Source organism: Alterirhizorhabdus solaris (genome assembly GCF_007785815.1).
GTDB classification, from domain to species: Bacteria; Pseudomonadota; Alphaproteobacteria; order Sphingomonadales; family Sphingomonadaceae; genus Alterirhizorhabdus; species Alterirhizorhabdus solaris.
On sequence record NZ_VNIM01000043.1, the window covers coordinates 22034 to 32456 of the forward strand.

A 10423-nucleotide genomic window follows, 5' to 3' on the forward strand; every position below is an offset into this window, starting at 1 on the left:
GATGTCGATGCTGGATCCCGATCTGCTGCTGCGCGCCTATTCGGTAGGCGTGTTTCCGATGGCGGACGGCCGGGCCGCTCCCGAGATCTTCTGGGTAGAGCCTAAAAAGCGCGGCGTGCTCCCGCTCGACGGGTTCCGCCTGTCGCGCTCGCTCGCCAAGACGATCCGCTCGGAACGCTTCACCGTGACGGCTGACCGGGATTTCGCCGGCGTGGTCGCCCACTGCGCCGAGGCCACCGCCGATCGGCCCGATACGTGGATCAACGGCCAGATCGAGGCGGCCTATGCGGACCTTCACCGGCGCGGCCATGCCCACTCGATCGAATGCTGGCAGCACGGCGAGCTGGTCGGCGGGCTATACGGGGTGAAGCTGGGCGCGGCCTTCTTCGGCGAGAGCATGTTCAGCCGCACGCGCGATGCCTCCAAGGTGGCGCTGGCGTGGCTGGTGGCGCGGTTGAAGGCGGGCGGTTTCCGCCTGCTCGACTGCCAGTTCATCACCGAACACCTCGCCTCGCTGGGCGCGGTGGAGATCGGCCGGCAGGATTATGTCGCGTTGCTCGATTCGGCGCTGGGGGTGGGGCCTTCCTCGGCTGCCGAAGGCGGCGTCGGCCCCGCCGACTTCTTCGCGCTCGATCGCCTTGCCGCGCCAGGCGACACGGCCGAAACCGTATCCGGCCCCATATCGGGATGGCGCATCACGCAGCTCTTGGGCCAGACGTCGTAAAGCGGATTCTCGACGACGTTCAGGCCGGGCGACTCCTTGTAGAGCCAGCCCGAGAAGATCCGCCGCCACCTGTCATCCCGCCCGCGCACGTCCGTCTGTACGAAGGCGCCGGTCAGTTGCTCGGTCTCGTAGGGGGCGGTCGTCTCGCAGGCGCGCAGCCGCACGATCACGTCGCCGACCCGCACCGACTGGCCCGGCCGCAGGATGATGTTGCGCGCGACGCCGTTGCGCTTGTTGAGCAGGCCGAGCGTCGCGATGCGCTGGTTCATCGGCGTGGTGTCACGCGTCGGTGCCGGCTCGGTCGGGGTGTCGGCGCGGCGCGGCGCGGTGCGCGTGGCGGCGGCTTCCGGGCCGGGGGCGGCGGCCTCGGCGGTAAGCGCCTCCCCTTCGGGGACCGCCTGCAATGCCTGCGCCGCCTGCCAGCCGCCGACGCCCAGCAACGCCGCCAGCGCCACCGCCGCCAGCGCGCGGTTCATTTCGGCGTGGCCGGGGTGTCGCTGCCGCTCTTGTTGATGAACTGGCCGATCATGCCCATCAGGTCGATCGACCCCTGCGTATCGACGATCGTGTCGCCGGACTTGAGCGGGGCGGGATCGCCGCCGGGCGCCAAGGCGATGAAGGTGCTGCCGAGCAGCCCCTCGGACGTGATCGCCGCGCTGCTGTCCTTCGGCATCTTCAGCGTGGGGTCCAGCGCCAGCGTGACATCGACCTGAAAGCTCTGCGGATCGAGCTTCTGTTCCGCCACGGTGCCCACCTTCAGTCCGGCCACGCGCACATCGGTGCCGACGGCGACGCCGGATGCGTTGGGGAACAGCGCGGTCACGCGGATGGCATCGGCCGGGCCGCCGCCGCCGGTGCGATCCCACGCGAACCAGGCGAACCACGCCGCCAGCAGCACCACGAGCAGGCCGACCAGCGCCTCGACGACGTTTTCGCGAAACAGGTTCTTCACAGCGCGTCCGGGCTCCATGCCTCGTAATCGCCGGTGGCGGCGGCGCGGCGCCCGCCCTTCTCCAGCGCGCCGGCCGGGCGATAGGCCGTGGCCGTGCCCGTCTGGTTGGGCAGCGCGGGCTTCTCCCACACGCGCGCGGGCGGCAGCGACTGGTCGGGCAGCGCATCGACGGTGTTGTGCAGCCAGCCGTGCCACTCGGGCGGCACGCGGCTGGCGTCGTTGGCGCCGTTGTACATCACCCAGCGTCGACGGAAGCCGTTCTCCTCCTTCTTCGCCTCGAAGTAGAGGTTGCCGGCCGCATCGCGACCGACCTCGCGGCCGTTGCGGCGGCTGAACAGGCTGGTGCCGATGGTCGCGCCATCCCACCAGGTAAAGATGTTTTTCAGAAGGCCCATGCTTGGCCGCTTAGCCGGGATGGCGGGGTTTGCGCAACCGTGCAGGCGCGCCGTTCAGCCCGGCCAGCGCACGATATCGCCCGCCGCGATGCCGAGTTCGGCGGCGCGGCCTCCGGCGATCTCCAGCACGGCGGCCACGGGTTCGCCCGACTCGATCAGATCGAGCGAGTACGGCTTCGCGTCGGCGGCGATGCGGGCGATGCGACCATCGGCGCGGATGAAGATCAGATCGAGCGGGATGACGGTGTTGCGCATCCAGAACGAGGCCGGACGCGGCGGCGAGAACGGAAAGATCATGCCGCCATCGGGATCGAGCCGTTCACGGAACATCAGCCCATGCTCCTGCTCGCCCGGGGTGCGCGCGACCTCGATGGTGAAGCGCCGCTCGCCCTTGGCCGTGCGAATGAAGAGCGGCACGCGTGCGGCGATCGGCGCGGCGGCGGGCGAGGCCGGGCCGGGTGGCGGCGACGCAACGGTGCGCGCGGGCGCGTTGCAACCGGCCAGCAGCGCCAGCGCGACGACGGCCGGAAAACGAACGCGACTGCTCACGGTGCGGCCGACACGGCGACGGCCAGCGGCCCCTTGCGGCCGGCGGCGATGCGCGCCTGCAGCGGCTGCTCCGGTTCCAGTTCGTCGAGGCCGGCGCGGCGGACGGTTTCCATATGCACGAAGATATCCTGTCCCTCGCCCGGCCGCACGACGAAGCCGTAACCCTTGAGGCGGTTGAACCATTTGACCGTCACCGGCTCGAACGGGCCGGCATCGTCCAGCAGCCCGGTCGGATCGACCCTGTCGGCGGCGCGGCGGGCGACCAGATCGGGATCGGGGCCGGTGGCGGTGCTGAGATCGATCGCCAGCACGATGCGCGCCTGCAGCCCCCGTTCGCGGCGCAACGCCAGACATTCGAGCCGGGCGCCTTCGGGCAGGGTGCGGCGGCCATGCTCGCGCAGTACGGAGAAGTGGATCAGCACGTCGCCAGCCCCGCCCTCATCGACCATGAAGCCGAAACCGCGCGTCGCATCGAACCATTTCACCATACCGGCGACCGCGATGTCCGCGCCGGTGGCGTTATCGTCGGTGGGGGCCGTCGGCCGTTCGTACGAAGGATCGGCCGTGGCGACGTCGATCGTCACACCGGGACATTCCCCTTCGGTAACGCCGTCCGTCTTCATGCTGATCTGCCCACGCCCCCTCGATAATCGAGGCCAAGGCTAGCACGGGGCCGGCATGAAGCGAAATCAAAACCACGTCCCGTCGTCTTCATTAAGGGACATTTTACCATCGGTCTCCGCCGTCTCGTCCGGGATGTCGCCCGGCGCCATCTCGATGATTCGGCGCGCGATGGTGAAGTCATGGCCGGCGCGCAACATCGCGGCCAACGCCTTGCGGCGGCGATCGGGGTCGAGCGGGGCCGGCGCATGGGGGCCGATCCGGCGACGGCGGGCATAAGCGAGCGCGGTGGCGAGCGCGTCGTCGCCGGCCGTGGCGCGGGCCGGCGCGGCGTCGTCCGGCTCCACCCCGGCGGCCCGCAGCGCATCGCCCACCCGCCGCGGGCCGTAGCCCCGCCGGCTGAGCGCCGCGGCGCGCATCGTGGCGAACTGGCGATCGTCGACATAGCCATAGTCGGCGCAGCGCGCGATCAGCGGCTCCACCGGCGGCGCGCCCTCCCCGCCCCAGCCGCGCTCGCCCAGCTTGCGCAACAGATAGGCGCGCAGCTTCGCCCGGGTGGTGGCGTAGCGGCCGACATAGGCGAGCGCGAGCCGTTCCAGCCCCGCGCCGTCCAGCGGCGGGATGACGCGTTGCCGGTCGGGATCTGGGGGACGGCGGGGCATTCGTCATGTTTGTGCCACAGTCAGGCCGGAATTAGAACGAGGCTTGACCGCCACGGCGGCGATCTGGTTGAGACGGCGCGCCGTTTCCGCCGGGCCGATCGCCAGCGTTGCGTAAGGAAAACATCGTCGAACGCGACGTTGTAGAGGAGTTGCCCGGGTTGCTCGAGAAGGTTTCTGGCATATCGACGAGCGTCGACGCGGCTTCGTGCGCCACCCAACGGCCGGTCGCCACGCCGACGGCTGACAGCCTGCCGCGTCGTTTCTCGGATTTCGATACGCTCGGGCAGGCGCTGGACTATGCCGCCACGGGCGTGCGCGGGCTGAACTTCCACGATGCGCGCGGCACGCTGGCGCGCGCCTATCCGTATGCCACGTTGCGGGACGACGCGATCGCCAGCGCCCGCCGGCTGATCGCGCGCGGGCTGGTGCCCGGCGATCGCGTGGCGCTGGTGGCGGAGACGGGGGCGGAATTCGCCGCGTTGTTCTTCGGCGCGATCTATGCCGGCGTGTGGCCGGTGCCGCTGCCGCTGCCGACCAGCTTCGGCGGGCGCGACTCCTATATCGAGCAACTGAGCGTGCAGTTGCGCTCCGCCGACCCGAAGCTGCTGTTCTACCCCGCCGAACTTGCCGCGATGGCCGGCGACGCGGCGGCCGCCTGCGGTGTCGAGGGCGTTGCGTGGGAGGATTTCGCCCGCGAGGCCGCGCCCGAGGCGCCGCTGCCGCAGGCCGCGCCCGACGACATCGCCTACCTGCAATATTCGAGCGGCTCGACCCGTTTTCCCCACGGTGTCGCCGTCACGCATCTGGCGCTGCTCAACAATCTGGCGGCGCACTCGCACGGCATGGAGGTGATCGACAGCGATCGCTGCGTGTCGTGGCTGCCATGGTATCACGACATGGGGCTGGTCGGCTGCTTCCTCTCGCCGATCGCCAACCAGGTGTCGACCGACTACCTCAAGACCGAGGATTTCGCCCGCCGCCCGCTGGCCTGGCTGGACATGATCTCGCGCAACGAGGGCACCACCCTCAGTTACTCGCCCACGTTCGGCTACGATATCTGCGCGCGCCGCATGTCGAGCCAGACCAAGGCATCGGACCGCTTCGACCTGTCGCGCTGGCGGATCGCCGGCAACGGCGCGGACATGATCCGGCCGGACGTGATGCAATCGTTCGTCGACGCCTTCGCCGAGGCCGGGTTCAAGGCCGGCGCCTTCCTGCCCAGCTACGGCCTGGCCGAGGCGACGCTGGCCGTCTCGATCATGCCGCCGGGCGAGGGCATCGTGGTGGAACTGGTCGAGGAAACGCAGCTTTCGGGCGGCGCGGGCGCGGTCGGGCGACCGCAGCGATATCGCGCGATCGTCAACTGCGGCAAGCCCGCGCGCGACATGCGGATCGAGATCCGCGAGGAGGACGGCACCCCTCTGCCCGAGCGCGCGATCGGCAAATTGTGGTGCAGCGGCCCCTCGATCATGGAGGGTTATTTCAACGACCCGGAAGCGACCGCCGCCTGCATGGCCGACGGCTGGCTCGACACCGGCGACATGGCGTATCTGAGCGACGGCTACGTCTATATCGTCGGCCGCGCCAAGGACATGATCATCATCAACGGCAAGAATCACTGGCCGCAGGATATCGAGTGGGCGGTCGAGCAGTTGCCGGGCTTCAAGGCGGGCGACATCGCCGCCTTCGCCATCACCACCCCCGGCGGCGAGGAGACGCCGGCCGTGCTGGTGCAGTGCCGCACCTCCGATCAGGACGAACGATCGCGCCTGCGCGACCAGATCCGCGAGAAGGTACGCTCGATCACGGGCATGAACTGCGTGATCGAGCTGGTGCCCCCGCGCACGCTGCCGCGCACCAGCTCGGGCAAGCTCAGCCGCGCCAAGGCGCGCACCTTGTACCTGTCGGGCGAGATCCAGCCCTACGACATCGCCGCCTGACGGGGCGGGCGGCACGGCGCTCACGTCGCGCTTGCGCTCCGCCCGCCCCCCGGCTATGTGCGCCGCTCCCCGGAACACCGGAGGAGTGTAGCTCAGTTGGTAGAGCATCGGTCTCCAAAACCGAGGGCCGTGGGTTCGAGTCCCTCCACTCCTGCCAGTTTCTGATTACCGGCCGACGGGGAGACAGACGAGGTCGGGGCGGCCCAGCGCGGGTGCCGGCGGCCTCTTTGTTGTTGTTTGGAAGGGCGAGAGTGGCGAAGACATCTCCCGGCGAGTTCATGCGGCAGGTCGAGGCCGAGCGGAAGAAGGTCGCCTGGCCGACCCGCCGCGAAACCGTGACCACGGCCATCATGGTCGTGCTGATGACGGTGATCCTGGGCGTGTTCTTCTTCGGCGTGGATACGATCTTCAAGCAGATCGTCGCCGCCCTGCTCTCCCTCGTCGCCTAGGTCGGGATCGTCACATGTCGCGCTGGTACATCATCCACGCCTACTCGGGCTTCGAGAACAAGGTGAAGGAAGCGATCCTCGCCGATGCCACGCGGCTCGGGCTGGAGCAGCTCGTCGAGGCCGTCGAGGTGCCGACCGAAAAGGTCACGGAAGTCCGTCGCGGCAAGAAGATCACCTCCGACAAGAAGTTCTTTCCCGGCTACGTGCTGGCCAAGCTGTCGATGAACGACGACGTGTATCACCTCGTGAAGAACACGCCGAAGGTCACGGGTTTCCTCGGCAGCATGGGCAAGCCGCAAGCGATCAGCGAGTCGGAAGCCGCGCGCATCCTCTCCACCAAGGAGGAAGCCGCCACCGCCGCACCGAAGACGAAGATCAAGGTGGATTTCGAGATCGGCGATTCGGTCAAGGTGCTGGACGGCCCGTTCGCCAGCTTCAACGGCCTCGTCGAGGAGCTCGATTTCGATCGCAGCCGCGTCAAGGTGTCCGTCTCGATCTTCGGCCGCGCCACCCCGGTGGAGCTGGAGTTCGAGCAGGTCGAGCGCGCCAAATAAGAGTTTCCGGGCGACCGGGATGATCCGCGGGAGGCAGGCCACGGCCCGCCGCGAGCACCGCTAAGCCATAGGAGTGAAACATGGCGAAGAAGATTACGGGTTACATCAAGTTGCAGGTGCCGGCCGGCAAGGCCAATCCGTCGCCGCCGATCGGCCCGGCGCTGGGCCAGCGCGGCGTGAACATCATGGAATTCTGCAAGGCGTTCAACGCGCAGACCGGTGGTCAGGAAGTCGGCACGCCGCTGCCGACCGTCATCACCGTGTATGCCGACCGCTCCTTCTCGTTCGAGACGAAGACGCCGCCGGCAACGTACCTCATCAAGAAGGCCGCGAACCTGAAGTCGGGCTCCAAGGAGCCGGGCAAGGTGGTCGCCGGTCAGATCACGCGCGCGCAGCTCTCCGAGATCGCGACCGCGAAGATGAAGGATCTCAACGCCAACGACATCGATGCCGCCACGCGGATCATCGAAGGCTCGGCCCGCGCGATGGGCCTCGAAGTGGTGGAGGGCTGAACATGGCCAAGCAGAGCAAGAAGGCGAAGGCATTCGCCGCCGCGATCAACCCCGAGAAGCTGCATGGCGTCGATGAAGCCATCGCCCTCGCCAAGAGCAACGCCTCGGCCAAGTTCGACGAGACCATCGAGGTCGCGGTGAACCTGGGCGTCGACCCACGCCACGCCGACCAGATGGTCCGCGGCGTCGTCACGCTGCCCAAGGGCACCGGCAAGGACGTGCGCGTCGGCGTGTTCGCCCGTGGCGCCAAGGCCGACGAAGCCCGCGCGGCGGGTGCCGAAGTGGTCGGTGCCGAGGATCTGCTCGAAGCGGTGCAGAACGGCACCATCGATTTCGATCGCTGCATCGCGACGCCGGACATGATGGGTCTGGTCGGCCGCCTCGGCAAGGTGCTGGGTCCGAAGGGCCTGATGCCGAACCCGAAGCTGGGCACCGTGACGATGAACGTCGCCGCCGCCGTCGAGGCCGCCAAGGGCGGTCAGGTCGAGTATCGCGTCGAGAAGGCCGGCATCATCCATTCGGGCATCGGCAAGGCGTCGTTCCCGGCGGAAGATCTGCGCGCCAACTTCGATGCGCTGCTCGATGCGCTGACCAAGGCCAAGCCGTCGGGCGCCAAGGGCAAGTATGTCCGCAAGATCGCGGTCAGCTCCACCATGGGGCCGGGCCTGAAGATCGACGTGGCCGAACTGGCGATCGTCTGATTTCAAGAATTGCCGGCGGGGTCCGCCCCGCCGGCATGTTGCCGTCCGAGACTGCGGGTGGGCCTGTCGCCCTTAATCTCCCGCATATGACGGGGAAGCGTTTTTCCGGTTCGTCCTCCGGGGCGCCGGGTCTGCCAGCGGAACTCTCCGTTGCCGGGCAACCTTACCCCTCGGGCGGGCTGGTGGGCGGCGTATCGGCCCATCGGCTCAATCGCCACGGCGGATGTTCCGCCGCGGCATGTAAGGAGTGAGGCATGGATCGAGTTCAGAAGAACGATCTGGTCGCCACGCTGAAGAGCACCTTCTCCGAGACCAGCGTCGTGATCGTCACGCGCAACCTCGGCCTGACGGTCGCACAGTCCACTGTGCTCCGGACGAAGATGCGCGAAGCCGGCGCCAGCTATCGGGTATCGAAGAACAAGCTTGCCCGCATCGCCGCCGAAGGGACGACGTATACAGGTCTCAGCGACCTGCTCGTCGGCCCGACCGCGCTCAGCACGTCGTCCGATCCCGTCGCCCCTGCAAAGGTGATCGTGGATTTCGCGAAGACCAACGACAAGTTGGAAATCGTTGGCGGCATGATGGGCGATACGGTCCTCGACGTCGAGGGCGTGAAGGCGCTGGCACAGCTGCCGTCGCTTGATGAACTGCGTGCGAAGATCATCGGCCTCGTTCAGGCGCCGGCGACCAAGATCGCGCGGGTCATCCAGACGCCGGGCGGCAATATCGCCCGCGTCCTGGCCGCTTACGCGGAAAAGGACGGCGCATCGGCGGAAGCCGAAGCGGCCTGATCTTTCGATACCGAATACATCAACTGAAAATGGGCCGCTGGCCCGACACGGAGATTACCCATGGCAGACCTGCAGAAGCTCGTTGACGACCTTTCGGCCCTGACCGTTCTCGAAGCGGCCGATCTTTCCAAGCTGCTCGAAGAGAAGTGGGGCGTTTCGGCCGCCGCTGCCGTCGCCGCTCCCGCCGCCGGCGGTGGCGCTGCCGCTCCGGCTGCCGAAGAGCAGACCGAGTTCGACGTGATCCTCACCGGCGACGGTGGCAAGAAGATCAACGTCATCAAGGAAGTCCGCGCCATCACCGGCCTGGGCCTGACCGAAGCCAAGACGCTGGTGGAGTCCGCTCCGAAGGCCGTCAAGGAAGGCGTGAACAAGGACGAGGCGACCAAGCTGAAGGCTCAGCTGGAAGCCGCCGGCGCGACCGTCGAGCTGAAGTAAGCTCCACGTTCCGACGTGAGACGAGGGGCGGTCCGGCAACGGGCCGCCCCTTTTCATTTGCGCTCAGGCCGGGCGGAATGCCTGCGCCCGTTCGAACACCGCCTCGAACATCTCGGTCGTCAGCACCCGCGTGTTCTGGTTGTAGCGCGAACAGTGGTAGCTATCGATCAGCGTCATCCCCGAGGGCATGACATGCTCGGCCAGATGGCCGAACCGCGCCTTGGGCAGCCGCCCGCCGAGCGCCTTCACCGTCGACTGGTGGGCGATCGCGCCCAGCGCCACCACCACCTTCAGGTTCGGCAGCGCCTCGATGTTCGGCGTCAGATACTCGCGGCAGGTCTTGATCTCCAGCGGCGTCGGCTTGTTCTGCGGCGGCACGCAGCGCACGGCATTGATGATGATCGCGCCGGTCAGCCGCAGTCCGTCGTCCGGCCGGGCCAGGAACTCCCCCTCGGCTAGCCCGAACTTGATGAGCGTCTCGTACAGCAGCACGCCCGCGAAATCGCCGGTGAACGGCCGGCCGGTGCGGTTCGCGCCCTGAAGGCCGGGGGCGAGGCCGACGATCGCCAGCCATGCATCGGGATCACCGAAGGCGGGTACGGGCGCGTTGAACCAGCCGGGATGCGCGGCGCGCTGCACCTCGCGGAATTCGGCAAGGCGCGGGCAGAGCGGGCAGTCTCGCGATGGCTCGAGGGCGCCCGTGCGGGCGGGCGGATCGATGGTCGGGGTGGTGCTGGTCATGGCGTGGCCTTAAGGGGCGTCGGGCCGACAGGAAAGCCGCCACCATGCCCTCCCCCCGATATGCGATCGCGCTCGGATCGAACCGGCGCCACGGCCGGCACGGCGCGCCCGCCGGGGTGATCGCCGCCGCGCTTGTCGTGATGGCGGCCGAGGGGCTGGCGATCGCGCGCGTCTCGCCGGTGATCCATACCGCCGCGCTGGGGCCGGCGGGACGCGGCTTCGCCAATGCGGTGGCGATCGTGGCGACACCGCTCGCGCCGCCGACGCTGCTGGCGCTGCTCAAGGCGATCGAGCGGCGGTTCGGCAGGCGGCCGGGTCGGCGCTGGGGCGCGCGCGTGCTCGACCTCGATATCGTGCTGTGGTCCGGCGGGATCTGGCCGCCCGGCCCGCCCCGCCC

15 protein-coding genes, 1 tRNA gene and 1 pseudogene are annotated in these 10423 nt (G+C 68.5%); 10 read left to right on the forward strand and 7 right to left on the reverse strand.

The annotated features are described in order from the left end of the window. The first annotated feature begins 1 nt into the window (after position 1). Entirely contained in the window at positions 2–724 is a 723-nt protein-coding gene (gene aat / locus FOY91_RS11665) for a leucyl/phenylalanyl-tRNA--protein transferase (RefSeq protein WP_145151832.1), read from the forward strand. A 35-nt stretch (positions 725–759) separates the two neighbouring features. On the opposite strand, the pseudogene FOY91_RS22700 reads toward aat, so the two are convergent. The 6 genes and pseudogenes from FOY91_RS22700 to FOY91_RS11695 all read right to left on the reverse strand — a co-directional run. Then, a pseudogene (locus FOY91_RS22700) lies at positions 760–1200 on the reverse strand (DUF2155 domain-containing protein); the annotation flags it as partial. Continuing rightward, positions 1197–1676, reverse strand: coding sequence for an outer membrane lipid asymmetry maintenance protein MlaD (mlaD, locus tag FOY91_RS11675; protein WP_145151835.1), 480 nt, complete (start codon positions 1674–1676; stop codon positions 1197–1199). The gene mlaD and the pseudogene FOY91_RS22700, both read right to left, overlap by 4 nt. Beyond that, positions 1673–2071, reverse strand: a complete 399-nt coding sequence (locus tag FOY91_RS11680) for an NADH:ubiquinone oxidoreductase subunit NDUFA12 (protein WP_145151838.1) — start codon at positions 2069–2071, stop codon at positions 1673–1675. Before FOY91_RS11680 ends, mlaD begins: the two co-directional genes overlap by 4 nt. 54 nt (positions 2072–2125) lie before the next feature. After that, the gene (locus tag FOY91_RS11685; RefSeq protein WP_203234551.1) at positions 2126–2620 is read right to left on the reverse strand and encodes a DUF192 domain-containing protein; all 495 of its coding nucleotides are present in this window, start codon (positions 2618–2620) and stop codon (positions 2126–2128) included. Next, entirely contained in the window at positions 2617–3108 is a 492-nt protein-coding gene (locus FOY91_RS11690) for a cold-shock protein (protein WP_145151882.1), read from the reverse strand. The genes FOY91_RS11685 and FOY91_RS11690 overlap by 4 nt, the downstream gene beginning before the upstream one ends. Positions 3109–3309: 201 nt before the next feature. Next, positions 3310–3903 carry a regulatory protein RecX gene (locus FOY91_RS11695; RefSeq protein WP_145151841.1) on the reverse strand — a complete coding sequence of 198 codons (594 nt, stop codon included), beginning with the start codon at positions 3901–3903 and terminating at the stop codon, positions 3310–3312. 179 nt (positions 3904–4082) lie between these two features. Here FOY91_RS11695 and FOY91_RS11700 point away from each other — a divergent pair, with 179 nt between their 5' ends. From FOY91_RS11700 to rplL, 8 genes are all read left to right on the forward strand, one after another. Continuing rightward, the gene (locus FOY91_RS11700) at positions 4083–5843 is read left to right on the forward strand and encodes a fatty acyl-AMP ligase (protein WP_145151885.1); all 1761 of its coding nucleotides are present in this window, start codon (positions 4083–4085) and stop codon (positions 5841–5843) included. Positions 5844–5924: 81 nt separating this feature from the next. Beyond that, positions 5925–6000, forward strand: a tRNA-Trp gene (locus FOY91_RS11705). Between the two features lie 94 nt (positions 6001–6094). After that, a complete protein-coding gene (secE, locus tag FOY91_RS11710) occupies positions 6095–6292 on the forward strand; it encodes a preprotein translocase subunit SecE (RefSeq protein WP_145151844.1) in 198 nt (65 codons plus the stop codon). A 14-nt stretch (positions 6293–6306) separates the two neighbouring features. Next, positions 6307–6846, forward strand: coding sequence for a transcription termination/antitermination protein NusG (gene nusG / locus FOY91_RS11715; RefSeq protein ID WP_145151847.1), 540 nt, complete (start codon positions 6307–6309; stop codon positions 6844–6846). An 80-nt stretch (positions 6847–6926) separates the two neighbouring features. Then, the gene (gene rplK / locus FOY91_RS11720) at positions 6927–7358 is read left to right on the forward strand and encodes a 50S ribosomal protein L11 (RefSeq protein ID WP_145151850.1); all 432 of its coding nucleotides are present in this window, start codon (positions 6927–6929) and stop codon (positions 7356–7358) included. A 2-nt stretch (positions 7359–7360) separates the two neighbouring features. Continuing rightward, complete coding sequence (gene rplA / locus FOY91_RS11725; RefSeq protein WP_145151854.1) at positions 7361–8059, forward strand: 50S ribosomal protein L1; 699 nt, start codon at positions 7361–7363, stop codon at positions 8057–8059. A 254-nt stretch (positions 8060–8313) separates the two neighbouring features. Then, positions 8314–8850, forward strand: a complete 537-nt coding sequence (gene rplJ, locus FOY91_RS11730) for a 50S ribosomal protein L10 (protein ID WP_145151858.1) — start codon at positions 8314–8316, stop codon at positions 8848–8850. Between the two features lie 60 nt (positions 8851–8910). Further along, a complete protein-coding gene (rplL, locus tag FOY91_RS11735) occupies positions 8911–9285 on the forward strand; it encodes a 50S ribosomal protein L7/L12 (protein ID WP_145151861.1) in 375 nt (124 codons plus the stop codon). A gap of 63 nt (positions 9286–9348) precedes the next feature. Here the strand turns inward: rplL and FOY91_RS11740 are convergent, their stop codons facing one another. Further along, the gene (locus FOY91_RS11740) at positions 9349–10026 is read right to left on the reverse strand and encodes a uracil-DNA glycosylase (RefSeq protein ID WP_145151864.1); all 678 of its coding nucleotides are present in this window, start codon (positions 10024–10026) and stop codon (positions 9349–9351) included. Between the two features lie 44 nt (positions 10027–10070). Here FOY91_RS11740 and folK point away from each other — a divergent pair. After that, positions 10071–10423 (forward strand): 2-amino-4-hydroxy-6-hydroxymethyldihydropteridine diphosphokinase (gene folK / locus FOY91_RS11745; protein ID WP_145151867.1); only part of this gene is annotated, 353 nt, incomplete at its 3' end.